This window comes from Nocardia sp. NPDC058499 (assembly GCF_042719915.1).
In the GTDB taxonomy this organism is placed as follows: domain Bacteria; phylum Actinomycetota; class Actinomycetes; order Mycobacteriales; family Mycobacteriaceae; genus Nocardia.
On the sequence record NZ_JBHXMZ010000010.1, the window covers coordinates 62207 to 86343 of the forward strand.

24 protein-coding genes and 1 tRNA gene are annotated in these 24137 nt (G+C 68.9%); 10 read left to right on the forward strand and 15 right to left on the reverse strand.

Annotated elements, in window-relative coordinates:
* The first annotated feature begins 57 nt into the window (after nt 1–57).
* From ACFWPH_RS26690 to ACFWPH_RS26705, 4 genes are all read left to right on the forward strand, one after another.
* Nucleotides 58–134, forward strand: a tRNA-Met gene (locus tag ACFWPH_RS26690).
* 258 nt (nt 135–392) lie between these two features.
* Nucleotides 393–1112: a dienelactone hydrolase family protein gene (locus ACFWPH_RS26695; RefSeq protein WP_378754868.1), complete on the forward strand. Its 720-nt coding sequence runs from the start codon at nt 393–395 to the stop codon at nt 1110–1112.
* 68 nt (nt 1113–1180) lie between these two features.
* Nucleotides 1181–1612, forward strand: coding sequence for a pyridoxamine 5'-phosphate oxidase family protein (locus ACFWPH_RS26700; protein ID WP_378754869.1), 432 nt, complete (start codon nt 1181–1183; stop codon nt 1610–1612).
* A 40-nt stretch (nt 1613–1652) separates the two neighbouring features.
* Entirely contained in the window at nt 1653–2456 is an 804-nt protein-coding gene (locus ACFWPH_RS26705) for an SMI1/KNR4 family protein (protein ID WP_378754870.1), read from the forward strand.
* Between the two features lie 166 nt (nt 2457–2622).
* Here ACFWPH_RS26705 and ACFWPH_RS26710 read toward each other — a convergent pair whose 3' ends face one another.
* The 6 genes from ACFWPH_RS26710 to sucB form a co-directional block, all read right to left on the reverse strand.
* Nucleotides 2623–2910, reverse strand: coding sequence for a putative quinol monooxygenase (locus tag ACFWPH_RS26710; protein ID WP_378754871.1), 288 nt, complete (start codon nt 2908–2910; stop codon nt 2623–2625).
* Nucleotides 2911–3249: 339 nt separating this feature from the next.
* Entirely contained in the window at nt 3250–4272 is a 1023-nt protein-coding gene (gene lipA, locus ACFWPH_RS26715; protein ID WP_378754872.1) for a lipoyl synthase, read from the reverse strand.
* Nucleotides 4269–5042, reverse strand: a complete 774-nt coding sequence (lipB, locus tag ACFWPH_RS26720) for a lipoyl(octanoyl) transferase LipB (protein ID WP_378754873.1) — start codon at nt 5040–5042, stop codon at nt 4269–4271. Before lipB ends, lipA begins: the two co-directional genes overlap by 4 nt.
* Before the next feature lie 2 nt (nt 5043–5044).
* A complete protein-coding gene (locus ACFWPH_RS26725) occupies nt 5045–5572 on the reverse strand; it encodes a GNAT family N-acetyltransferase (protein ID WP_378754874.1) in 528 nt (175 codons plus the stop codon).
* Nucleotides 5569–6459 (reverse strand): TIGR01777 family oxidoreductase, encoded by an 891-nt coding sequence (locus ACFWPH_RS26730; RefSeq protein WP_378754875.1) that lies wholly within the window; start codon nt 6457–6459, stop codon nt 5569–5571. Before ACFWPH_RS26730 ends, ACFWPH_RS26725 begins: the two co-directional genes overlap by 4 nt.
* Before the next feature lie 10 nt (nt 6460–6469).
* Entirely contained in the window at nt 6470–8230 is a 1761-nt protein-coding gene (gene sucB / locus ACFWPH_RS26735) for a 2-oxoglutarate dehydrogenase, E2 component, dihydrolipoamide succinyltransferase (protein WP_378754876.1), read from the reverse strand.
* 253 nt (nt 8231–8483) lie between these two features.
* Here sucB and ACFWPH_RS26740 point away from each other — a divergent pair, with 253 nt between their 5' ends.
* Complete coding sequence (locus tag ACFWPH_RS26740; protein ID WP_280414388.1) at nt 8484–8837, forward strand: oxidoreductase; 354 nt, start codon at nt 8484–8486, stop codon at nt 8835–8837.
* 92 nt (nt 8838–8929) lie between these two features.
* On the opposite strand, the gene ACFWPH_RS26745 is transcribed toward ACFWPH_RS26740, so the two are convergent.
* A complete protein-coding gene (locus tag ACFWPH_RS26745; protein WP_378754878.1) occupies nt 8930–10441 on the reverse strand; it encodes a leucyl aminopeptidase in 1512 nt (503 codons plus the stop codon).
* Between the two features lie 10 nt (nt 10442–10451).
* Nucleotides 10452–11255, reverse strand: a complete 804-nt coding sequence (locus ACFWPH_RS26750) for a TetR/AcrR family transcriptional regulator (protein ID WP_378754879.1) — start codon at nt 11253–11255, stop codon at nt 10452–10454.
* 101 nt (nt 11256–11356) lie between these two features.
* Here ACFWPH_RS26750 and ACFWPH_RS26755 point away from each other — a divergent pair, with 101 nt between their 5' ends.
* The 3 genes from ACFWPH_RS26755 to ACFWPH_RS26765 all read left to right on the forward strand — a co-directional run bounded on the left by ACFWPH_RS26755 (nt 11357) and on the right by ACFWPH_RS26765 (nt 14401).
* Nucleotides 11357–11968 carry an N-acetyltransferase gene (locus ACFWPH_RS26755; protein WP_378754880.1) on the forward strand — a complete coding sequence of 204 codons (612 nt, stop codon included), beginning with the start codon at nt 11357–11359 and terminating at the stop codon, nt 11966–11968.
* Nucleotides 11969–12110: 142 nt separating this feature from the next.
* Nucleotides 12111–13205, forward strand: a complete 1095-nt coding sequence (gene gcvT, locus ACFWPH_RS26760) for a glycine cleavage system aminomethyltransferase GcvT (protein ID WP_378754881.1) — start codon at nt 12111–12113, stop codon at nt 13203–13205.
* 95 nt (nt 13206–13300) lie between these two features.
* The gene (locus ACFWPH_RS26765) at nt 13301–14401 is read left to right on the forward strand and encodes a branched-chain amino acid aminotransferase (protein ID WP_378754882.1); all 1101 of its coding nucleotides are present in this window, start codon (nt 13301–13303) and stop codon (nt 14399–14401) included.
* Between the two features lie 61 nt (nt 14402–14462).
* On the opposite strand, the gene ACFWPH_RS26770 is transcribed toward ACFWPH_RS26765, so the two are convergent.
* From ACFWPH_RS26770 to ACFWPH_RS26795, 6 genes are all read right to left on the reverse strand, one after another.
* Entirely contained in the window at nt 14463–15176 is a 714-nt protein-coding gene (locus ACFWPH_RS26770) for an MBL fold metallo-hydrolase (RefSeq protein WP_378754883.1), read from the reverse strand.
* A 299-nt stretch (nt 15177–15475) separates the two neighbouring features.
* Complete coding sequence (locus tag ACFWPH_RS26775) at nt 15476–16225, reverse strand: adenosylcobinamide-GDP ribazoletransferase (protein WP_378754884.1); 750 nt, start codon at nt 16223–16225, stop codon at nt 15476–15478.
* A 25-nt stretch (nt 16226–16250) separates the two neighbouring features.
* Nucleotides 16251–17360, reverse strand: coding sequence for a nicotinate-nucleotide--dimethylbenzimidazole phosphoribosyltransferase (gene cobT / locus ACFWPH_RS26780; RefSeq protein WP_378754885.1), 1110 nt, complete (start codon nt 17358–17360; stop codon nt 16251–16253).
* Between the two features lie 375 nt (nt 17361–17735).
* Nucleotides 17736–18368 carry a maleylpyruvate isomerase family mycothiol-dependent enzyme gene (locus ACFWPH_RS26785; RefSeq protein WP_378755081.1) on the reverse strand — a complete coding sequence of 211 codons (633 nt, stop codon included), beginning with the start codon at nt 18366–18368 and terminating at the stop codon, nt 17736–17738.
* A gap of 97 nt (nt 18369–18465) precedes the next feature.
* The gene (locus ACFWPH_RS26790; protein WP_378754886.1) at nt 18466–19023 is read right to left on the reverse strand and encodes a bifunctional adenosylcobinamide kinase/adenosylcobinamide-phosphate guanylyltransferase; all 558 of its coding nucleotides are present in this window, start codon (nt 19021–19023) and stop codon (nt 18466–18468) included.
* Nucleotides 19024–19030: 7 nt separating this feature from the next.
* Entirely contained in the window at nt 19031–19699 is a 669-nt protein-coding gene (locus ACFWPH_RS26795) for a DUF3043 domain-containing protein (RefSeq protein WP_378754887.1), read from the reverse strand.
* A gap of 251 nt (nt 19700–19950) precedes the next feature.
* Here ACFWPH_RS26795 and ACFWPH_RS26800 point away from each other — a divergent pair, with 251 nt between their 5' ends.
* The gene (locus tag ACFWPH_RS26800; RefSeq protein WP_062978614.1) at nt 19951–20307 is read left to right on the forward strand and encodes an iron-sulfur cluster assembly accessory protein; all 357 of its coding nucleotides are present in this window, start codon (nt 19951–19953) and stop codon (nt 20305–20307) included.
* Between the two features lie 439 nt (nt 20308–20746).
* Nucleotides 20747–21718 (forward strand): carbohydrate kinase family protein, encoded by a 972-nt coding sequence (locus ACFWPH_RS26805; protein WP_378754888.1) that lies wholly within the window; start codon nt 20747–20749, stop codon nt 21716–21718.
* Between the two features lie 339 nt (nt 21719–22057).
* Here ACFWPH_RS26805 and asnB read toward each other — a convergent pair whose 3' ends face one another.
* On the reverse strand, nt 22058–24001 hold the full coding sequence (gene asnB, locus ACFWPH_RS26810; RefSeq protein WP_378754889.1) for an asparagine synthase (glutamine-hydrolyzing): 1944 nt from the start codon (nt 23999–24001) through the stop codon (nt 22058–22060).
* Between the last annotated feature and the right edge of the window lie 136 nt (nt 24002–24137).

A 24137-nucleotide genomic window follows, 5' to 3' on the forward strand; every position in this document is an offset into this window, starting at 1 on the left:
GGCCGGAGGCCGCGTTTTGGTCCGGCGGCCCCTCGTGCGCTATGGTTACCAGCGCAACGCGGGGTGGAGCAGTTCGGTAGCTCGCTGGGCTCATAACCCAGAGGTCGCAGGTTCAAATCCTGTCCCCGCTACCATCAACGGCCGAGTGCGCAACGATACGAATCGTTCCGCACTCGGCCGTTCTCGGTATATTGCGCCTTTTCGTCCGACGTGGGGCCGATGATCCCGCGCTGCGCCGCGGAGACCTGTGTCGATCGCGGAATCGGCTGGTGCCGGATGACTGTGCGAGGGAGATGTCGCCCACTTGGCGTGATTGAGATTCTTTCTATACGAGAATGATACTCTCATCGGCGACTGCACAGTCGGATCGCCGGCAGCAAAGGAGGTGCCCGGTGGCCGAAATTACCGCGGTGACATTGCATCACGACGGAGCGGACCTCATCGGGGCCCTGGCCGTACCCGACGGGCCGGGGCCGCACCCGGGAGTGCTCGTGGTGCACACCGCACACGGGCTGACCGAAATGATGCGTGAACGCGCCCAGCGCCTGGCCGATCTCGGGTATACGGCCCTGGCCGTCGACATGTACGGCGGGGGACAGTCGTATCCGGCCCCGGATGCGGCGGGCGGGCCCTTCGCCGGCCTGCTCGGTGCCCCGGGGCGGGTGCGCGCCCGCACGGTGGCCTGGCACGAAGCGCTGAAGGGTCTGCCGGTCGTCGATCCCGGGCGCACGGCGGCGATAGGCTATTGCTTCGGTGGCAAATGTGTACTGGAACTGGCCCGCAGCGGTGCGGGCGCGCGGGCGGTGGTGAGCTACCACGGCCTGCTCACCACCGAGGAGCCCGCGCGGCCGGGCACTGTTCGCGCACACATCTCCGTTTACGCCGGCGGGCAGGACCCGTACGCACCGCGCGCCGATATCGACGCCCTGGAGCGCGAACTTGCCGCCGCCGGCGCCGATTACACGCTCACCACGTTCAGCCAGGCGGCGCACGGGTTCACCGATCCGAGCTCGGGCGATATCGGCCGGCCCGGTATCGCCTACGAGCCGTTGGCCGCCGCCCAGTCCTGGGCAGGCACGATCGCCCTCCTGGGATCCCTGCTCAACCCCTGAGCACCCGCGGTCCGAGCCGGACCTGTTCGGCGGGGAAGAGAGCCCCGCGTCCGGTGGTTACATCGTTTATGCCGAAACCTTTCACCGAAGCCGAACGTCAGAAGTTCCTCGCGGGCAAGCATATTGCGGTGCTGTCGGTCGCGGCGGCGGATGGGCGCCCGCCTGCGTCGGTCCCGATCTGGTACGACTACACACCCAGCGGTGACATCAGGATCAATACCGGCGCGAACCGGCGCAAGGCCAGGCTCATCCGGGAAGCCGGGGTGGTGACGTTGGTCGTGCAACGGGAAGAGTTGCCGTATCAGTACATCATCATCGAAGGCACCGTAGTCGATGCCGCGACCCCCTCCCCGCTGGACGTTCGCGAATCCATCGCCACTCGGTACCTCGGTCCCGAAGCCGGGCGTGCGTTCGCCGAGCAGATGGACGGCCGCGAATCGGTCCTGTTCACGATCCGTCCCGACCGCTGGATCACGCAGGACTACTCGGACGACTTCTGATGCCCGGCCGGGCCCGAGGCGTCGCCGGTAGGTTTGCGGTATGCACCCCCTCCTCACGCGACTCGACCGATGGCTCGCGGTGAATCGGCCCGCCTACTATGCCGGACTCGCTCCCGGCGCCTCGACCGCCGATATCGATGAGCTCGCGCGTGCTGCCGGTGGTGAGGTTCCCCCGCCGCTTCGGGAGCTGCTCACCTGGCGTAATGGGCAGAGCGGGGACTACGACGGATGCCTGGAGTCGCTCTGGTTCCTGATGTCGGCCCGCGAGATCGCCGACACCATGGAAGATATGGTGTGGGTCAAAGAGACCGAAGGTTTCGAGGAATTGTGGTGGGGACCCGGGTGGGTCCCGTTCCTGGGAAACATCTACGGCGACCATCTGTGCATCGATCTCCAGGGTGCTTTCGACGGCAAACCCGGACAGCTCATCGAGATCCCCAGCAAATCCGAGTCCCGGGATATCCGCTACCCCTCCCTCGAAGCGTGGCTCGAAACGTTCGTCATCGCGCTCGAAACGGGCATGTTCGAAGAGGCCGATAAGGGCTATCGGCCCGGCTGCTGGGCCCCGATCGACGACGAAGAGTACGCGGCGCTCATCGCCGGCCGCTATCCCGGTTACCCCATCGAAGCCGAGGTACCGTATTTTCCCGACGATATCGAGGACGAGGCATCTTCCGGATCGGCCGAGAAACGCCACCACGAAGCGCCTGTACAGGCTGTTGACCTGGACAATCTGCATGCTGTCCTGCGAGGTGCCGGCTTGGTCGATGCGGTTGTCGACGACGCATTCGACCGATTGAGGCAGGGACCAGCCGCCCACAGCAAGAACGCTGGGGAAGAATGAGCTGCAAGCAACGCAGCAGGGCCCTTGACCGTGCGGATCGGGTCAGCTCCGACGGGGCGGTTCCTGTTCGGGTCATCACCCGACGCAGCATGTCGCCTCGGTCGGATATGCGCTCACTAGCGCACCACACCCTAGAGATCGCCGATCTCGCTGATGTGAACAGTGCTCAGGTGAGGGAGCGGACCTCGGCGATCTCGTATTCCGCCACGGTCGCGGCCCGGATCGCCGTGTTCTGTTGCTCGGCGGTACCGGCACCGCGGAAGGACTCCACGGCCTCCTGGGTTGCCCAGCGCTCGAAGATATTGATCCGGGCAGGATCGGTGAGATCCGCACTGATCGCGAAATCGAGGCAGCCGGGTGCGGACCGGGCCTGTTCGACCACGGGGATACAGCCGGCGAGATAGGCCTCCCGGCCGTCCGGTGCGACGAGCAGATGTCCTGCGACGATGACCATGGGTGCACTCCTGTTCGGTGGGTTCACCCATGTCGACCGGTTCGCGGCGCCCGATTCATCGGCCCGATTGGCCTCGGGTCGATATTCCGGCGTTCCGGGTCACTCGGGCGGAGTTGTCCAGAGCGCGCTGATCGGGAGGCAGGAGAGCTTTTCGCCGAAGGGCAATTGCTGGACACCGCAGTACAGTACGTAGCCGGTATGGAACCGATCACCGAGGCGGCGCTCGAGGTGGCGTAGCCCCGGAAATCTTCGGGCCGCACGGTTTCCGCCGCCTTTACCTCGATTCCGATTACGCGCCGGAGATCCGGGTTCGGATCTCCGGTACGGGGACCGGTTGTGTCAGGCCCGCGACTCGAACCGTTCCAGGACCGCGCTGGCTTCCTGGGACGCAGTGCCCTCCTCGGCCAGGTGGGCCATGGTTTCGGGGATCCGGCGGCCGTGGTGGGCCATGGCCTGGGCGTAGAGGCGGCCGGCGCGGTAGGAGGAGCGGACCAGCGGGCCGGCCATGACGCCGGCGAAACCGATCTCTTCGGCGGCCTTCGAATGTTCGACGAACTCTTCGGGTTTCACCCAGCGGTCCACCGGGTGGTGGCGGGGGGAGGGGCGCAGGTATTGGGTGATGGTGAGGATATCGCAGCCCGCTTCGTGCAGGTCGCGCATGGCCTGGGTGACCTCGTCGGGGGTTTCGCCCATACCGAGGATCAGGTTCGATTTGGTGACCAGGCCGTCGGCGCGGGCGGCGGTGAGTACCTCGAGGGAGCGTTCGTAGCGGAAGGCGGGGCGGATCCGCTTGAAGACGCGGGGGACCGTTTCCAGGTTGTGCGCCAGGACTTCCGGGCGGGAGGAGAACACTTCTGCGAGCTGATCCGGTTTCGCATTGAAATCGGGGATCAGCAGTTCGACGCCGGTGTTCGGGTTGAGTTTTTTGATGGCACGCACGGTTTCGGCGTAGAGCCAGGCCCCGCCGTCGTCGAGATCGTCGCGGGCGACACCGGTGATGGTGGAGTAGCGCAGGCCCATGGCCTGCACGCTTTCGGCGACCCGGCGCGGTTCGTCGCGGTCCAGCGGGGACGGTTTACCGGTGTCGATCTGGCAGAAATCGCAGCGCCGGGTGCACTGTTCGCCACCGATGAGGAAGGTGGCCTCGCGGTCCTCCCAGCATTCGAAGATATTGGGGCAGCCCGCTTCTTCGCAGACGGTGTGCAGGCCCTCGCGTTTCACCAGGCCCTTGAGCTCGGTGTATTCGGGGCCCATGGTGGCGCGGGTGCGGATCCAGCCGGGTTTGCGTTCGATCGGGGTCTCGGCGTTACGGGCCTCGATACGCAGCAGTTTACGGCCGGCGGGGGCTTGGGCGGAGGTCATGCGGTAGGACCTTTCGAATCGCTTGCCGCGGTGGCGGCGGCGGGCTCCGCGACGGCCGGGGTGGGGGCCTGCGGAATATCGTGCTCGGTAACCGGAAGCTCACCGTTGAGCGCGGCCGGTATCGCCGTGGCCAGCCGCGGCCGGACCTCGGCGACGGTGACCGTCCGGCCGAGTTCCTGGCTGAGGCTGGTGGAACCCACATCCCGGATACCGCAGGGAATGATGGCGCCGAACGCACCGAGGTCGGGGTCGCAGTTCAGCGAGATCCCGTGCAGGGTGACCCCGCGCTGTACCCGGATCCCGATGGAGGCGATCTTGCGTTCGGGCAGCAGACCGGACGGGGCCAGCCATACGCCGGAACGTCCGGGCACCCGCCCGCATTCCACACCGAGATCGGTGACCGCCTGGATCAGCGCCTGTTCCAGGCGCCGGACGTAATCGACCACATCGATCGGCTCGGCGAGCCGGATGATGGGGTAGCCCACCAGCTGTCCCGGCCCGTGCCAGGTGATCTTGCCGCCGCGGTCGACGTCGATCACGGGGCTGCCGTCGGTGGGGCGGTCGGCTTCCTCGGTGCGGCGGCCCGCGGTGTAGACCGACGGGTGTTCCAGCAACAACAGGGTGTCGGTGCCGCGGCCGTCGGCGCGCTCGGCGGCGAGTTCACGTTGCAGATCCCAGGCCGGCTGATACTCGATGAGCCCCAGGTCGCGCACGTCGACGGGGGTGCTGTCGTAGCGTGCCGACCGGGTTGCGGTACGGGTGTTGTTCACGATCACGACGTTACGCTCATCTCCAGTGTGAGCTGCATCAGTGTCAGATCCATCCAGCGGCCGAATTTGCGGCCCACTTCGGGCAGCTGTCCTACGGTGCGGAAACCGAACCGTTCGTGCAGCGCGATGGAGGCGGTATTGCGGGATTCGATCACCGCGATCATGGCGTGGATATCGCCGGCGGCCCGGGCGCGCTCGATCAGTTCGGCCAGCAGGACCGCGCCGATACCGCGCCGCTGGAAGTGGTCGGCGATGTAGATGGAGTTCTCGGCGGTGTGCCGGTACCCGGATTTGGGCCGCCACGGGCCGTAACTGGCGTAACCGGCGAGCTCACCGTCGACCTCGGCCACCACGATCGGCCGGCCGTGCGCGGTGCGGTTGTCGAACCAGGCCTGCCGGTCGGCCAGATCGACGGGTTCGTCGTCCCAGATGGCGGTGGTTTCGGCGATCGCCCGGTTGTGGATCTCCAGGATCGCGGGCAGATCACCGATCCGCGCATCGCGGACCAGGGTGGCGGTGGCGGGGTTCACCGGCCCACCGCGGCGGTGAGTGCCGCGCCGACCGTGGGGTGGCGGAATTCGTAACCGGTCGCCTCGAGCACGCCGGGAAGCGCGCGGGGGCTGTGCAGGATCGCCTCGTCGGCGAATTCGCCGACCGCCAGTTTCAGGGCGAAACCCGGGACCAGCAGTGGGGTCGGCCGGTGCAGGGCCCGGCCCAGGGCGCGGGTGAATTCGGCATTCGTGACCGGTGCGGGACCCACCGCGTTCAGCGGACCGCGGACCGACGGGGTGGTGAGCGCGTGCCGGATCGCGCCGATCTCGTCGTCGAGGGAGATCCACGGCTGATACTGCCGGCCGTTGCCGAGCCGGCCGCCCAGACCGAACAGGAACAGGGCCTTCAGTTGCGGCAGCATCCCGCCGGAGCCGGCGAGGACGACCCCGCTGCGCAGCAACACCGTGCGGGCGCCGGCCTCGGTGGCCGCGTGGGTGGCCGCTTCCCAGTCCACGCACAGGGTGGGCAGGAAACCGGTACCGGGCGCGCCGCTTTCGTCGACCGCGCGGGCGCCGGTGTCACCGTAGTAGTGCACACCGCTGGCGTTCACCAGCGTCGGCACCCCGGCCCGCGCGACGGCCGTCGCCAGCACATCGGTGGGGGTGATCCGGCTGTCGCGGAGTTCCTGCTTGTACGCACCGGACCAGCGTTTACCGCCGATCCCGGCACCGCACAGGTTCACCACCGCATCCGCACCGTCGAAAACGGCCGGGTCGAGTTCGCCGCGGGCGGGATCCCAGCGGCGTTCGTCGGGCGCGGCGGCCGGGCGCCGGACCAATCGGAGCACCTGCTCCCCGTCGCGGCGTAGTGCCGCGACGAGAGCAGTGCCGATCAGTCCGGACGAACCGGCCACCACAACCAGCATCTCCGTGACCTTACAGGCCGAGATCGGCCTCGAACGCCGCCTCTTCGAGGCGGTGCCGGATGGTGGTGAGGAACCGTCCGGCATCCGCGCCGTCGATCAGGCGGTGATCGTAGGTCAGCGGCAGGTAGCACATCGAGCGGACGCCGATGAATTCGCTACCGGAATCGTCGGTGACCACGGTGGGCCGCTTGACGATGGCACCGGTGCCCAGCATGCCCGCCTGCTGCGGCATCAGGATCGGCGTATCGAACAGGGCGCCCTGGCTGCCGATATTGGTGATGGTGAAGGTGCCACCGGCCAATTCGTCCGGTTTCAGTCCACCGGTGCGGGCCCGGTTGGCGATATCGGCGATAGCGCGCGCCAGCCCGGCCAGCGACAGGTCGCTGGCATTGTGGATCACCGGCGAGAGCAGGCCCTGCTCGGTGTCCACGGCGATCCCCAGATGCACCGACGCGTGGTAGGTGATCTCCTTGCTGTTCGCGTCGTAGCTGGCGTTGATGTTCGGGTGCGCCCCGAGCGCCTCCACCACGGCCTTGGCGAAGAACGGCAGGAAGGTCAGGTTCACGCCCTCGCGCTTGGCGAACTCGGCCTTGGCCTTCGACCGCAGGGTCGCGATCTTGGTGACATCGGCCTCGTGCACCTGGGTGAGCTGCGCGGTGGTCTGCAGCGATTCCAGGGTCTTGGTCGCGGTGATCTGCCGGATCCGGTTGGCCTTCTGCGTGGTCCCGCGCAGTGCCGCCAGCGCGGGGCTGGGCGCGGGTGCGGCCGGAGCCTTCGCCGCAGGGGCGGCGGCCGGAGCCGCGGCCTGGGCGGCGGGAGCCTTCTCGGCCTCCGCGGCGGCGAGCACATCCTGCTTGCGGATCCGCCCGCCGACACCGGAACCGGTGACGGTGGACAGGTCGACGCCGTTCTCCTCGGCCAGTTTGCGGACCAGCGGGGTCACGTAGGGGGTGGCGCCGTTACCGGACGGAGCGGGAGCCTGCGCCGCGGGAGCAGGAGCCGGGGCAGGAGCAGGCGCGGGTGCCGGGGCAGCAGCGGCCGGTGCCGGAGCAGGTTCGGGAGCCGGAGCGGGTTCGGGGGCCGGAGCGGGTTCGGGCGCCGGAGCCGGCTCGGGAGCCGGAGCGGGAGCAGGCTCGGGGGCAGAACTCGCGGCGGGTGCACCGGAGCCGATCACGCCGAGCTGACCGCCGACCTCCACCACATCGTCTTCGTTCGCGGTGATCTCGAGCAGCGTGCCCGCCACGGGCGAGGGGATCTCGGTGTCGACCTTGTCGGTGGAGACCTCGAGCAGCGGTTCGTCGACCGCGACCTCGTCACCGATCGCCTTGAGCCACCGGGTCACGGTGCCCTCGGTAACCGATTCGCCGAGTTCCGGCATCTTCACCGGGGTCCCGGAGGCCGGGCCGGACGCCGCCGCGGGCTCCGCAGCAGGTGCGGGTTCCGGTGCGGGCGCGGCTTCCTGCGCGGGCGCGGGGGCGGGCTCGGGTTCGGCAGCAGCCGGTTCCGGAGCCGGCGCGGGGGCGGCGGATTCGCCGGCCTCACCGATAACACCCAGTTCGCCGCCCACCTCGACGACGTCGTCTTCCTGCGCGACGATCTTCGTCAACACACCCGCCGCGGGGGACGGGATCTCGGTGTCGACCTTATCGGTGGAGACCTCGAGCAGCGGCTCGTCGACCTCGACCGTGTCTCCTTCCTGTTTCAGCCACCGTGTCACCGTTCCCTCGGTAACGCTCTCACCAAGAGCGGGCATCTGGACGGAGAAGGCCATGTCCGTTGACTCCTCTAACTGCTCGACGGGTCTACAACAGTTCGTTCCGGTGGATCCCGTCGCGGGTCGCGACAGTGTTCCAGCCGACGTTCATTCTGCGCGGCGCCGGAGATCCGTGTGGTTGTTGTTCCGGGAACCATCCTTGCACCCGTCGCCGCGCGCGGTTACCGGAGGGCATCCCATTCTGCTCTGCGGCACCATGGAATCACCGCCCTGTACGGCGGGTTCGGTAGCGAGCAGGAGGTCGGCCGCAATGGGCTTACTCGATCGTTTCCGTCGCGTCGCACCTGGGCGTGGCCGTGTTTCCCGTGGCCGCTCGCCCGAAGCCGCGTACCTGGCGGACTGGGTGCGCACGCATACCGGAGTGGAGGGTTTCGTAGAACCGAAGACAACTGTGACCGATGTCACCGTGGTCCTGGTAGCCGCGGATGGGGAGTGGACCCGGCGGATCGTCGGCGAACGCGGTGCCCGGCGACTCGCCCGCGATCTGGGGATCCCGGTGTACGACGTCGGCAAGACCGGTTACCCGCAACGAATGCGCGACTACGACGCCCGCCGCCGGATCGAACGTAAACACGCGATCGAACGCGAACTCGGCGAGGATTGATCTGCGCGTCCGCCGGCGGTAGGTATCCGGCGCCGCCCGCGGACGGCGCCGGATGTGGCTCGCTTCGTTACCTGCCCGACTGGGCCTGCGACCTATTCGGCGGCGATATCCTCGAGCACCGCGATGAGCGTGCGGACCGGGACACCGGTACCGCCCTTGCCGATATAGCCGAACGGCCCACCGGTGTTGTACGCCGGGCCCGCGATATCGATATGGGCCCACTGCACGCCCTCGGGCACGAATTCCTTCAGGTAGGTGCCGGCCACCAGCATGCCGCCCCAGCGGTGCGAGGTCGCGTTCACCATATCGGCGACCTTCGAATCGAGGTCCGCGCGCAATTCCTTGGGCAGCGGCATCGGCCAGCCGTGTTCGCCCACCTCACGGGAGATGCGGGCGACGCGGTCGCGGAAATCGTCGGTGCCCATCACACCCGGAGTGCGGGTGCCGAGGGCGACCATCTGCGCGCCGGTGAGTGTGGCGACGTCGATCAGGTACTGCGGATCGTCCTCACCGGCGCGGACCATGGCGTCGGCCAGGATGAGCCGGCCTTCGGCGTCGGTATTGGTGACCTCGATCGTGGTGCCGCCGTACTGGGTGAGCACATCGCCGGGCCGCTGCGCGGTATCCGAGGGCATGTTCTCGGCCATCGGCACGGTCGCGATCACGGTGACCGGCAGGCTGAGCCGTGCCGCCAGCAGGGTCGTCGCCACGACCGCCGCCGCCCCGGCCATATCCGAGGTCATGTTCTCCATATTCGCGGCCGGTTTGATGGAGATACCGCCGGTGTCGAAAGTGATGCCCTTGCCCACCAGCGCGACCTTCTTGTCGCCGCCCCGGTAGGTGAGCCGCACCAGGCGCGGCGGCCGCGAGGATCCCTTGCCGACGCCCACGACGCCGCCGTAACCGCCGGCCTCCAGCGCTTTCTCGTCGAGGATCTCGACCTCGAGCCCGGCGCCCCCGGCGAGCAGTTCGGCGCGGCGCGCGAATTCGGCCGGGAAGAGGTGGCTGGGCGGGGTGTTCACGAAATCGCGTGCGGTGGCCACGGCCTCGGCCGTCAGCTGCGCGCGCAGCAGCGCGTCACCGCCGAATTCGGGTTCGGGGACGAGGAGTTCCAGGCGGGCGAGGGGCGCGGCCTCCGGTTTCGGCGCGGATTTCGCGGACCGGAACGGGGTGAAGGAGTAGGCGCCTAGGTAGAAACCCTCCACGGCCGCGCCGATATCGAGACCGGACAGGGTGGTCACGGCCCGCGTGACCCCGGTCAGCGAGCGGGCGGCGACACCCGCGCTGCGGCGGATCTGCTCGGCGTCCAGATCTTCGGCGCTGCCCAGCCCGACGGCCAGGACGCTGGCGACGTTGTCCAGCCCGGCCGGTGCGGGCACCCGGATCAGCTGTTCGGCCTTACCGGTGCCGCCGACCGCGGTCACCTGATCGAGCAGCCGGGTGCGCAGGTCGGCGTCGAGCACATCGCCGAAGAGGTCCTCGGGCACCAGGACGGGCCCGTCGTCGGTGGTGGCCACACCGACGACGAGGACGTCGGTGCCGGGCTCGATGGTCTGGGTACGTGCCAATTCCGGTCCGAGCGGACGATCTGCGACAGCTGTCATGGCTTTCAGGCTATTCGGTGGCGGTCCGCTGCCGTACCGCGACACCGTCGAGAAGCATGTCCACGCCGTAGGAGAGCACTGCGCCGAAGTCGAGTTCGGGAGGCGGTACGGCCTGCGGATCGAAGACCCGGTACAGCGTGGGCCGCGCGGTCGCGTCGATGAGGTCGGCCAGGCCCGGCGGAACCGCCGCGGGATCGCCCGCCCCGCCGAACCGGTCGGTGCGCTCCGACGTCCACAGCAGGGCGAGCCCCTGTACCAGCGCCGAATAGCTCAGATAGGCCGACATCAGCTCGGTGCGCGGCAGGTCCACTTCGCCGAAGGCGGACAGCGCGCGTTCCAGGGTGTCCAGCAATCCGGGGCCGAGCGGTGGCCGTACCCGCGACAGCACCGGCAGCACCCACGGGTGCTTGCGGTAGAGCTGCCATTCGCGCTGCGCTTCGTAACGCAGGCGTGCCCGCCATCCGGACAGCTCGCGCGGCGGTGGTGGGGGAGCGTCGACCACCAGATCGACCATGGCGGCGAGCAACTGTTCGCGATCGCCGAAATACCGGTAGAGCGCCGCGGTGGCCACGCCCAGTTCCCCGGCCAGCCGGCGCATGGTGAGGCCGTCGAGGCCGGTGCGGTCGGCGAGATCCACAGCGGCCCGGGTGATCACGATCGCCGATAACCGGCGCGGCGCCGGGCGTCCGCGAACCGGGCCCGCGGTCTGCCGGGCCCGGTAGGCGCGCGCCTGACAGGAACGGGAGCAATAGATGCGGCGCCGGCCCCGGGCGGGTTGCCGTAGCTGCTCGCCGCAGCGCACACAGTGGGTCACGGATTCGATTTCAACACACGAAATACCGTGACGAAATAGTGGTTGTCCAGTGGTCAGCCGCATAAGTTCGCCTATAGGAACACCATTCACAAGGAGGCGACGTGGGTACGGAACTGGTTGTGCGGCGTGCGGACAAGAGCGATTTCGACGCATTGATGACCGCGCTCCGGGCAGCGACCCCGGACGAGGCGGTGACGGAGTGGATCATGCGCGATCACCCGATGGACCAGTTCCTCGATATCTACCTGCCGGAGATCGTCGAACGCGGTCTCGACGGCGACGAGATCTGGGTGGCGGGCGCCGGGGACGAGATCTGGGCGGTCTCGATCTGGCAGGCCGTCGATTCGGTCGACCGCTTGATCGCCGAGGCCGCCACCGCCCGCGAATATGCCGAGCGGGCGCCGGATGTGCGCCCGCTACAGCGCTCCGCCTATGTCACCGAGCTGCTGGGCAAGGAACATCCGCGGCGGTTTCCACACCGCTATCTGGAGTTGATTGTCACCGTTGCGCAGTTCCGGGGGCGCGGCGCCGGCGCGGCGATCCTGCGCAACCGCACCCGGGCGCTGGCCGCCGCGGGGATGCCGGCCTATCTGGAGGCCAGTACCGAGCGGTCGTCGCGCCTGTACGCGCGGGAGGGCTTCGTGCGTATCGGCGAAACCCTCACCCTGCCGGAAGACGGCCCGACTTTGATCCCGATGTGGTTCGAGGCCTGAGCGTTGCTTCTGTCTGTCGAGATCACCAGCACCGGGACCTGAACGCCCGGCCTGAACCGGTCGACGAGGACACCGGCACTGCAAAACCTGACCTCGGCGCGGGGCCCGCCGGCACCGGCTGCGGCCGGGATAAGCTCGCCAGGTGAGTGATGCCGGGCTGAAACAGGGACCTGTCCATGGAGTTCACGTCGAACTCGGAGCGAAATTCGCGCCGTTCGGCGGCTGGGAGATGCCGGTCTCCTATGCGGGCACCGTGGCCGAGCACACCGCGGTCCGGGAATCGGTCGGGCTGTTCGATGTGAGCCACCTCGGCAAGGCGACGGTGCGCGGGGCGGGATCGGCGGAATTCGTGAACTCCGCGCTCACCAACGATCTGGGCCGCATCGGCCCGGGTAAGGCCCAGTACACCCTGTGCTGCACCGCCGACGGGGGAGTGGTCGACGATCTGATCGCCTACTTCGTCCGCGACGACGAGATCTTCCTGGTGCCGAACGCCGCGAACACCGCCACTGTGGTGGAGCGGCTGGCGGCCGCCGCGCCGCCGGCGATCACCGTGACCGACGAGCACCGCGACTACGCCGTGTTCGCGGTGCAGGGGCCGCAGTCGACACAGGTCCTCGACGCGCTGGGACTGCCCACGGACCTGTCGTATATGGCGTTCACCGATGCCGACTGGCGCGGACAGCCCGTCCGGGTCTGCCGGACCGGCTACACCGGCGAACACGGATACGAATTGCTGCCGCGCTGGTCCGGGGCCGAGCAACTGTTCCGGGCCCTGGTCGAGCAGGTGCGAGCCGCCGAGGGCGCGGTGGCCGGGCTGGGCGCACGCGACACGTTGCGCACCGAGATGGGCTATCCGCTGCACGGGCACGAGCTCTCCACCGAGATCACGCCCGTCCAGGCCCGGGCGTCCTGGGCGGTCGGGTGGGCGAAGACCGACTTCTGGGGGAAGGCGGCGCTGGAGGCCGAACGCGCGGCCGGTGCGCGGCGCATCCTGCTCGGCCTCGAGGCGCTCGACCGCGGGATCCCGCGGGAGAACCAGACCGTGCGCCACGACGGCCGCGAGGCCGGGGTGACCACCTCGGGAACCTTCTCACCGACCAGGCAGATCGGGATCGCCCTGGCCCTGCTCGACCCGGCGATCACGCCGGGGAGCGAGGTCGAGGTCGATGTGCGCGGGCGGGCCTTGCGCTGCACCGTGGTGCGGCCGCCGTTCGTGAAACCGCGCACCAGCTGATCCGGGGCCGGGTAGCGGGGCGAAACCACCTCCCGGGATGCCGGAGAACCGACCACCGCGTATTCTGCCCGACCCCAGGACATAGACTGCTGGTCATGACCGCTGCTGCACAGTTCGCCCGTATCCCTCATCCTGCGCCCACCCCGGCGCAGCGGGTACAGGAGATTCTGGCGGCGCCCGGTTTCGGCCGGTTCTTCACCGACCATATGGTCACCATCGACTACACCGAGGCCGACGGCTGGACCAACGCCGTCGTCGAACCCTACGGTTCGCTCACCCTCGACCCGGCGACCATGGTCTTCCACTACGGGCAGGCCATCTTCGAAGGGCTCAAGGCCTACCGGCAGCCGGACGGGCAGGTCGCGTGTTTCCGGATCGACGCGAACGCGGCCCGGTTCCGCCGTTCCGCGCGCCGGATGGCGATGGCCGAACTACCCGAGGAACTGTTCATCGAATCGGTGCGCCAGCTGCTCGAGGTCGACTCGGCCTGGGTGCCCGCCGCCGGCGGCGAGGAATCGCTGTACCTGCGGCCGTTCATGTTCGCCACCGAATCGGGTCTGGGCGTGAAACCCGCTTCCGCGTACAAGTATCTGGTGCTGGGCTCGCCCGCCGGGGCCTACTTCCCGCGCGGCGTGAAACCGGTGCGGGTGTGGCTGTCCACCGAATACGTGCGCGCCGCCCCCGGCGGTACCGGTGAGGCGAAGGTCGCCGGGAACTACGCGGCCTCGCTGCTCGCCCAGGCCGAGGCCACGGCCAAGGGCTGTGATCAGGTGGTGTGGCTGGATGCCGTCGAACGCCGCTACGTCGAGGAGATGGGGACCAACAACCTGTTCTTCGTGTACGGCTCCGGTGCCGATGCCCAGCTGGTGACCCCCGAACTGTCCGGGTCGCTGCTGCCGGGCATCACCCGCGATTCGCTGCTCACCTTGGCCGCCGATTCCGGCTATCCGGTCACCGAACGCAAGATCTCGGTGGAGGATTGGCGCGCGGGCGCGGATTCCGGGGAGATCACCGAGGTTTTCGCGTGCGGTACCGCGGCCGTGATCACCCCGGTCGGCTCGGTCTGCGGGCCGGACGGCGAATTCGCGATCGGCGGCGGCGAACCCGGCGAGGTGACCATGGCGCTACGCGATACCCTCACCGGAATCCAGCGCGGCACGTTCGCCGATGTGCACCAGTGGATGCGGGTGCTCTGACTCCGCGATACCACCCGTGCCCACCGGGTACCGGATGGGTGTCCGGTACCCGGAGGGCGGGTCAGCCCGGCATGAGAGCGTGCCATTCGGCCAGTGACCGCGGGCGCAGCACGTAGTTGTTGTCGCGGATCGAGTCCAGCGAGGCATGCGGGTCCGCGGAATACCAATGCCCCGGGTACACCTCCGGGTTGATCGGCATATCCGCCAGGGACCGCAGGCTCGCGAACATGGCCGCGGAATCGCCGCCCGGGAAATCGGTGCGACCGCAGCCGTCGATGAACAGGGTGTCCCCGGCGATGAGTTTGTCGTCCACGAGGAAGCACTGGCTACCGGGCGTATGCCCCGGAGTGTGCAGGAATTCGATATCGAAGACGCCGACACCCAATTTGTCGCCGTGCCCGTGTCCGGTCAGTTCGCTGGGCGCGATCCCGGTGACATTCGCCACCCAGGATTTCTCCTCGTCGTTCACATGAACCGGGACGGTGGCCTCTTCGAGCAGTTCCTTCACGCCGCGCAGCGTGAAACCCATCATCGAGCCGCCGATATGGTCGGGGTGATGGTGGGTGACCAGTACCCCGGACAGTTTCAGCCCGTCGTTCTCGGCGATACCGGCCAGATCGCCCGCGGCGTAGGCCGGATCCACGACGACGCATTCACCGGTGTCCCGGTCGCCGATCAGATAGGCGAAATTACGCATCTGTGTGGCGATCGGGTCGCCCACGGCGAAATCCCGGCCGGCCAGCAGTTGACGGAAGTAGAGGCGCTCGGCTGACATACCTCCCACCTTATGGGCAGTGACGCGGCGGTGAGACGCTGCGTTCGCAATATTGAGGCGGGTGACATCAGAGCCTGCCGGCATTGTGGCGCACCACGTGTCTGGGCCACCTGTCCCCGCGTGCCGGAACCGCACGGGAACCGCAGCGGCCATCCTTCGTCGCGATCGACTCGCGGCAATCTCGCAAGTCCCCGGGCCGGCCGTGGGACCGCCGTTCGGCGGCGCTGTGCTGGGCCGAGCATCGCCCGCACCCGGGCGCCTCCGATCAAAGGACGCCGGCGTAGTCGTGTAGCGCTGTTTCAGACAGCATTCGCCACAGCAGCGAACCCCAACGCCGACAATGCCGTGGTGAGTTCGACGGCGCCGCCGAGCAGATCGCCGGAGAGCCCACCGAACCGGCGGACCCCGTGATCGGCCAGCCGTACCGCCACCAGCAGCGCGAGCACCGCGATCAACGGCCCGGACCACGCGAGCCCGGGCACCGCGAAAACCGATACCGCGGCAGCCACCATGCCCCATACCGCGACCGTGACCCGCGACTGTGTCCCCGCGACAAGCGCGCCGAACCGGGTATCGGGTGCGGGTTCGATACCGCGGCGGCACGCGGCCACCACCGCGACCCGGCCCAGCGCCACCGCCACGACCACCGCATACCAGTTCCCGGATGCGGCGAGGGTGGTGAACGCACCGGCCTGGATACCGGCGGCCGCGACGATGGCGGCCACCCCGAACGGTCCGGCGCCGCCGCTCTTCATGACCTCGCGCGCGCGCTCCGGCGGACCGTACACACCGAGGCCGTCGAAGGTATCGGCCAACCCGTCCAGATGCATACCCCGGGTCAGCAGCGCCAGTACCGCAACCGCGGCGAACCCGGCCGCCGCACCCGCCGGTTCCAGTAGCCACAGCACGGCCGCCGCCGCGAGCCCGAGCGCGAGTCCGGCAACCGGTGCCAGCGCGATCGCCCGGGCAGCCGCGCGGCGGTCGACCTCGTCCGGGCCGCGGACGGGTAGGACGGTGAGCCAGGAGAAGGCGAGCCGCAGACTCAGCACGGCGCAGTCTCCGTGAGGGGCGCAGTCACTTCCGCATATCGATGGCAGCGGCGCCGGCTGTACCGGAGGGGGTATCGACCGGCCCGGAGGGGGCGGCGGCCGTGCTGACCCCGGCGTCGGCGAAGGTCGCCATCTCGGCGAGTACCGCCACGGCCGAACGCAGCACGGGCAGCGCGGTGAGTGCGCCGGAACCCTCACCGAGCCGCATCTCGAGGCCGAGGATCGGGTCGAGTTTCAGTTTTGTCAGCGCGGCGGTATGCGCGGGTTCGGTGGAGCGGTGCGCGGCCACCCACCAGGCCGACGCTCCTTCCGCGAGATCCTCGGCCACCAGGGCCGCGGCCGCGACGATCACCCCGTCGAGCAGGACCGGCGTGCGCCGGGCCGCCGCCTGGGCGAGGAAACCGGTCATCGCCGCGATATCGGCGCCGCCGGCCACCCGCAGCAATTCGACCCCGTCACGAGCGACCGGCCGGGCCCGCCACATGGCGTCGCGGACAGCCGCGACCTTGCGCATCCAGCCGTGATCGTCGACGCCGGTACCACGGCCGACCGCCTTCACCGGTTCGGTACCGGTGAGGGTCGCGATCAGCACCGTGGCCGGTGTCGTGTTGCCGATCCCCATATCGCCGGCGACCAGCAGATCGGCGCCCGCATCGATCTCCTCGTCCGCGATGGCCCGGCCCGCGGCGAGCGCGGCCGTGACCTCCGCGATGGTCAGCGCATCCGCCCGATCGATGGCGCCGCTGGACCGGCGGATCTTGTGCGCGCTGACCGCCGGGTCGGTCTCGCTCGCGACCGCGATATCCACCACCCGCACGCCGGCATCGGCCACCCGGGCCAGCGCGTTCACCGCCGCCCCACCCGCCTGGAAATTGGCCACCATCTGCGCGGTGACCTCGGTGGGGAACGCCGAGACACCGTGCGCGGCCACCCCGTGATCACCCGCGAACACCACCACCCGGGCCCGCTCGAACTGCCGCGGCGGGCACACCCCCTGGCAGGCGGCGACCCAGTTGCCCAGTTCCTCCAGCCGCCCCAGCGACCCCGGCGGTTTGGTCAGCGACGCCTGCCGCTGCTCGGCCGCCGCGCGGGCACCGGCATCCGGCGGAGCAACGGGCGCGAATCCCTCTGACACTGGTGGAGCCTTCCGGTCGGGTAGCTGGCACGCCGGGGCGCCGCACCGGGGACCGTGGCCGGGCCCCGACCGCGGCGGCCGGTCTCCCGACAATATTGCCCGCCCGTCCCGGGAACCGCGCGAGGCACCCGCCTGTCGGCGATCGTCCGACGGTCGGCACACCGGACCGGTCCCGGACTCCTGACCGGGCGGCTGTCGCGGAAGCGGTTCCGCAGGGACCGTACGTCGCGCCCCGTCGCGAACCCGGCGTGATAGGGACGCGCCGTTGCGGCCGGCCGGTGGTTCCGCGAGACCGAACACGCCCGGTCACGGCCGACAGATCAGTGCTGAGCAGACGGAACGAGTGAACCTTGGTGCACCGCGAGGCTCAGCGTGTCAGCCCGCGCTCCGGGATCGCAGCGCGGGAACACCCGGCCCGGTCAGGTCGGCGCAGTAGTCGGTGCGGCCGGCAAGCGCCATGACCAGTGCCAGTGTGCTGCCCCGGACCTCCGGACCCGTGCCGATATCGAACGGCCCGTCGGTGGCGACGAGGTGCAGGCCCTCGCGCACCGTGCGACCGGCCACCGTGAAATCGCGTTCGGCGAAGAATCGGGCGACCTCGGTGACGGCGGCGAGATCCGGTCCCCCGGACAGCCCGAGGGGCCGGCGGATGTCCTGGCCGTGCACCACGACCTCACCCAGCCACGCGGGGGTATGGCCGGAAGGAGCGGTTGTATCCGTGACCACTGCCCGGAAGCGGGCCAGCGTCTCGTCGGGACCTGCCCCGCGGTACTCCAGCATCCGCCGCTGATTGTGCACGCCGGCATCGAAACGCGCGCCTGCCATACTGCGAATCCACCGCCACCGGCCGATACTCGCAGCGGCAGTGAGATGTGCGACGACTTCTTCGACCGTCCACTGCCCGCACAAGGACCGGGCGGCCCACTGATCCGGTGTCAGCGCGGCGAGTTCCTCGGCCAGTGCGGCCCGTTCCCGATGGATTGCGGCCCAGACCTCGGCTCGCGGCATGTTCTGCACGCCGATATGGAAACACGGGCCTGTGACACATAGGCACCGGGCGAAGCCTGCCCAGACCGTACTGCTGCGGGACCGTGCTCTGCCGGGCTTACTTCAAGCGCATCGGCAGTCCGGCGACGACGAAGTAGGCGTCGTCGCAGACCTGGGCGAGGCGTTGGTTCAGCGCGCCGATCTCGTCGCGGAAGAGGCGGCCGGAGCGCGTCGCGGGGATGACGCCGAGCCCGACCTCCGGGGTCACCAGCACCAATCGGCCCGCATACTGCGCGACGGCCGACACCAACGCGTCCATATCAGGGGTGATCGTGCCGCGGGGCGCGTCCCAGGCCGCGCGGGCGTCGAGGCGGGCGGTGAGCCAGGTGCCGATATCGTCGACGAGAGTGGGCTCGGGGTAAGTATCACGCAGCGCTGTTGCCGGATCGGCGCCGTCGAGCACCGTCCAGCCGGCGGGGCGGCGGGCGCGGTGCGCGGCGATCCGGGCGGCGAAATCGGTATCGGCCGGGTCGGGGATCGCGGTGGCCACATAGCGGACCGGACCCGTGCCGGCCAGGGATTCGGCGTAGGCGGATTTCCCCGATCGGGCGCCACCGAGCACCAGTGTGCGCCAACGGCCACCGGACGGGCGCGCCGCGGGAGCGGGGTGCGACACCGGCCGGTCAGATGGCGTCGCCGGGACCGACGCGCGGTTTCGGCGCCCGCATCTTGCGCATCTGCGAGGCACGCACGAACGCGTACCAGCCCAGCCGGTAACCGGTATCGGTGCTCTTGGGGAAACGTTCCCGGACCCGCCGGTTCACGATCCGGCCGAGCAGGAAACCCTCGGCGATCATGAACGCCATCATCACGAGCATCGCCAGAGTGACGATGGACTGCCATGCCGGGGCGGCGAACATCGACAGAATCAGCAGGAGTGCCATCGGCATGAACAACCCGACCAGGTTGCGGCGGGCGTCGACGATATCGCGCACGTAGGCGCGGAGTTCCCCCTGGTCGCGTGGCAGCAGGTACTTGTCCTCGCCGGCGAGCATCCGGGCTCGGCGGTCCTGCGCGGCGGCTCGGCGTTCCGCGGCCGCGGCCTTGCGGTCCGCCTTGTTGCCGCGGGCCTCCTTGCGGCGGGCGCGGGCTTCCTTCGCGGTCATCGGCGGTGGTGCGATGGGGCCGCGGCGGCGGCCCTCGGCTTCGCGCCGGCTCGGCGTCGGCCGGCCTTTACCCGCGGTGGGGGTGGCTTTCGCCGGTGCCGCGTCGGCCTCGGTGGCGGTCGCGGCCCGCGAGCTGTCGGCGGGTACGTCGGTACCGCTGGACTCACCGCGTCGGAACAACTTCACGGTTACCAGGCTAATCGGTCGGCTGACCGGCCCGGAAGCCGGGCGGTAGCCGGGTGGGAACGGTCACCGCCCGGCCCCGGTCGTGGCGGCCCTCACGGGCGACGGGTCCGGATACGAATCCAGAACGGACCCGGGTGCTGTGGCGGGCGGGGCCGGAGATGGCAAGATGGGGAATAGCAGCCCGTCCGAGGGTGTTGACCCCTGAACCGTGCGCTGTTCACGGACCGACCACGCTGTCCATAGGAGAGTTCATGACTGTGCAGAACGAGACCGCCACCGAAACCCACGGCGTGAAACTGACCGATACCGCCGCGAGTAAGGCCAAGGCGCTGCTCGATCAGGAGGGCCGCGACGATCTCGCGCTGCGGATCGCGGTACAGCCGGGCGGTTGCGCCGGGCTGCGCTACCAGCTCTTCTTCGACGACCGCACCCTCGACGGCGATCTGACCGCCGATTTCGGCGGCGTCACGCTGACCGTCGACCGGATGAGCGCCCCGTATGTGCAGGGTGCCGCCATCGACTTCGTCGACACGATCGAGAAGCAGGGTTTCACCATCGACAACCCGAACGCCACCGGTTCCTGCGCCTGCGGCGATTCCTTCAACTAATTTTTGCGGCGCCTTCGGCGCCGCGGGTTTCGGCCCTTGGACGGGCCGAAACCTTTCAGGGCCTCGTAAGACTCGGCGGTGCCGTTGGGCACCTTCGGGTCACCGGCCGAACCCGTAGTGCGGGCGCCGCGCTCCTCGGCCACCCGACGTCGACCTGGCGGTTGACGGGCGACGCCAACGCCCAGCCGCGCCGATGTCACGCCCTGGCTGGTGTGTCAGCGTGATGAATCGATATCTTCGTCGACGGCTTGACAGTGCTGCCCCTCGCCGGCCTGGTCAACCCGGATTGCGGGCCGGAGCCGAGTGTTGCCCGCCGTGGCGCGGCATAAACACTGTTTACGACACGTAGTCGTAGGCCCATCCAATTGATACGGTAATTCAGCGGGGGCAAGGCCCCGTTCACTTTCTGTTCGCGCTGATTCCGAAGGGGCCCACTTACGTGTCCATAGCTGTATCCGCGTCCGTCGCGACCGACCATCTCATGCGTTTCCCCGGCCGCTTCGCCGACGCACTGCTGCCCGATCAGCTCGAGCATGTCTCGCTGAGTTTCCTCGTCGACGATCTGGTCGTCCGGCGAGGCGGCGTGGGCGGCAATATCGCCTACGCCATGGGTCTACTCGGCCGTACACCGCTGCTGATCGGCGCGGTGGGCCGCGATTTCGACGACTACCGCACCTGGCTCGAGGGCAGCGGTGTCGACTGTTCGGCGGTCCGGGTCTCCGAGACCGCGCATACCGCGCGCTTCGTCTGCACCACCGACGAGGATATGGCCCAGATCGCCTCCTTCTATCCGGGGGCGATGAGTGAGGCCAGTGATATCTCGCTGACCGCGCTGGCCGAACAGCGCACTCTCGACCTGGTGCTGATCGGCGCGAACGATCCCGAGGCCATGCTGCGGCACACCGCCGAATGCCGCGAACTGCACGTCCCCTTCGCCGCGGACCCCTCCCAGCAGTTGGCCCGCCTCGACGGCGACCAGGCCGTCCAGCTCATCGAGGGCTGCACCTACCTGTTCACCAACGAATACGAATGGGGCCTGCTCAAGCAGAAGACCGGTCTCACCGAGGAGGAGATCGCCGCCCGGGTCGGGGTGCGGGTCACCACCCTCGGTAAGGACGGCGTGCTGGTGGTCGATACCGACGGCACCGAGGTGCGGGTCGAGGCGGTACCGGAGACCGCCAAGGTCGATCCGACCGGCGTCGGCGATGCCTTCCGGGCGGGTTTCCTCACCGGTCACACCTCGGGCCTGAGCCTGCAGCGCTCGGCCCAGCTCGGCTCGCTGATCGCGGTACTGGTGCTGGAAACCGTCGGCACCCAGGAATGGACGCTGGACGCCGACGCCGCCCTGAAACGGCTCGGCGAGGCCTACGGCGCCGAGGCCGCCGCGGAGCTCGAACCGCTGCTGCGCTGAGCTGTACCGTCCGCCGCGCCTGGCTCATAAGGAGAGCGGGTGGCAGTCGGCCGCGGTCTTCTGCCGGCCTGGTGGCGATGGGTGTGGACACCCGTACGAGGACGTACGGCAACAGATCCGCCGACCCGGTCGGCAGGCGGTGGTTTTCGACCGAACGGAGGTTCGTGAGACCCGCACCCGAAGACCGGGAACCGGCGCCGGGGCGAGGGCGGCGAGTGTAGTAAGTACCTCCGTACCGGGCGGCTCGTATCCGTCCGCGCGGTCCTTCGACGCAGTTGCTCCGGAGCCCCGCTCGTTCATCGAGCGGGGCTTTCGTGGTTTCCGGCCGAGTGGTGCCTGCTAGACCTGCACCGGGTAGGTGGGCTCGGCGATCTCCGGTTTGATGCGGTCCTCGACGAAGATCCCGTGCCAGATCATGAACACCAGCAGCGTCCACAACCGGCGGCTGTGATCGCCGTTCCCGGCGCGGTGGGCGTCGAGCATCGCCATCACGGCCGCCTTGTCGAGCAGGTGGTCGGTCTGCGATTCGGTGATCTGCTGCCGGGCCCAGTCGTAGAGCTCGGTACCGCGCAGCCAGTGCCGCAGCGGCACCGGGAACCCGAGCTTCGCGCGGTGCAGCACATGCCCGGGGACGATGCCCTCGAGCGCCTGCCGCAGCGCGTACTTCGTGGTCTCCTTGGTGATCTTCTGTTTCAGCGGGATCTGTTCGGCGACCCGGAACACCTCGTTGTCCAGGAACGGCACCCGCAGCTCCAGCGAGTTCGCCATGGTGATCTTGTCGGCCTTGACCAGGATGTCACCGCGCAACCAGGTGAACAGGTCGAGATGCTGCATCCGCGTCACCGGATCCCAGCCCGCGGACTGGTCATAGATCGGGGCGGTGACGTCCTGGTGGGTCCATTCCGGGCGGAACTCCCGTAGCACCGACCGCAGCTGGGCGTCGCTGAAACTGCGGGCGTTGCCGTAATAGCGCTGTTCCAGGGTGAGCGATCCGCGATGCAGCAGGCTCTTGCCGCGTGTGCCCTCCGGGATCAGATCGGACACCTTGCCGGCCAGCCGGCGCAGCCCGCCCGGCAGTTTGTCGAACGCGGCCAGCGACAGCGGTTCCCGGTAGATGGTGTAGCCGCCGAACAGTTCGTCGGCGCCCTCGCCGGACAGCACCACCTTGACGTGCTTACGGGCCTCCTTGGCCACGAAATACAGCGGTACCAGCGCCGGATCGGCCACCGGGTCGTCGAGGTACCAGACGATCTCCGGGATCGCGGCCGCGAACTCGGCAGGGGAGACCACCTTGACGATATGCCGGGCCCCGATCGCGGCGGCGCTCTCGGCGGCCACATCGACCTCGGAATAGCCCTCACGTTCGAAACCCGTCGTGAAGGTGATGAGGTTCGGGTTGTGCCGCATGGCCAGCGCCGCGATGGCGGTGGAATCGATACCACCGGACAGGAACGAGCCGACGGTGACATCGGCGCGCATATGTTTGGCGACCGAATCCTCGAGCGCGGCCGCGATTTCGGAGTACCGGGCGGCCTCGTTGCCCGCCGCGAACGGGCGGACGCCGAACTTCGGGACGAAGTAACGGGTCGCCACGGGCCGCTCGCCCGGCCGCACGACCGCGTAACTGCCCGATTCCAGCCGCCGGATACCGGCATGCAGGGTTTCCGGTTCCGGAACGTACTGCAGCACGGTGTAGTGCTCGAGCGCGCGATGGTCGAGCGATTCGTCGAGCCCGAGATCGGGCAGCAGTTCCAGCAGGCTCTTCTTCTCGCTGCCGAACGCCGTACCACCGGGCCCGGTGGCCAGGAACAGCGGTTTGATACCGAAAGGGTCGCGGGCGAGGAACAGTTCCCGGCTGCGCGAATCCCAGATCGCGAAGGCGAACATCCCGCGCAACCGGCGCACCGCATCGGGACCCCAGTAGTGGAACGCCGCCACGATGGCCTCGCCGTCGCCCTCGGTGGCGAACATGGGCTGCTCGCCGAACTCGGCCGCGTGGTCGCGGGCCAGTTCTTCGCGCAGCTCCAGATAGTTGTAGATCTCGCCGTTGAAGGTGAGCGCGTAGCGCCCGGGGTCGTCGGCCGGCCCCCAGCGCAGCGGCTGATGCGAATGTTCGATATCGATGATCGAGAGCCGATTGAAGCCGAAGATCAACTGGTCGTCGTGCCAGGTGCCGCGCTCATCCGGCCCCCGGTGCCGTACACAGTGCAGGGCGTCGTACACCCGTTCCACTGTTTCCGGCGCTGCGGTATCGGACGTCAGAAATCCGAGCAGTCCACACACTGCGACGCTGACCTCGTTTCCTCTGGTCGGGGGTCCGCGCCGAGGGATGCGGGCGCGGCGGGCGAAATCTAGTGTCCGAGTATGCCGCACGCCCGGTTCTCCCGTGCGATACACCTCCGTTCTGCGGCTACGCTGT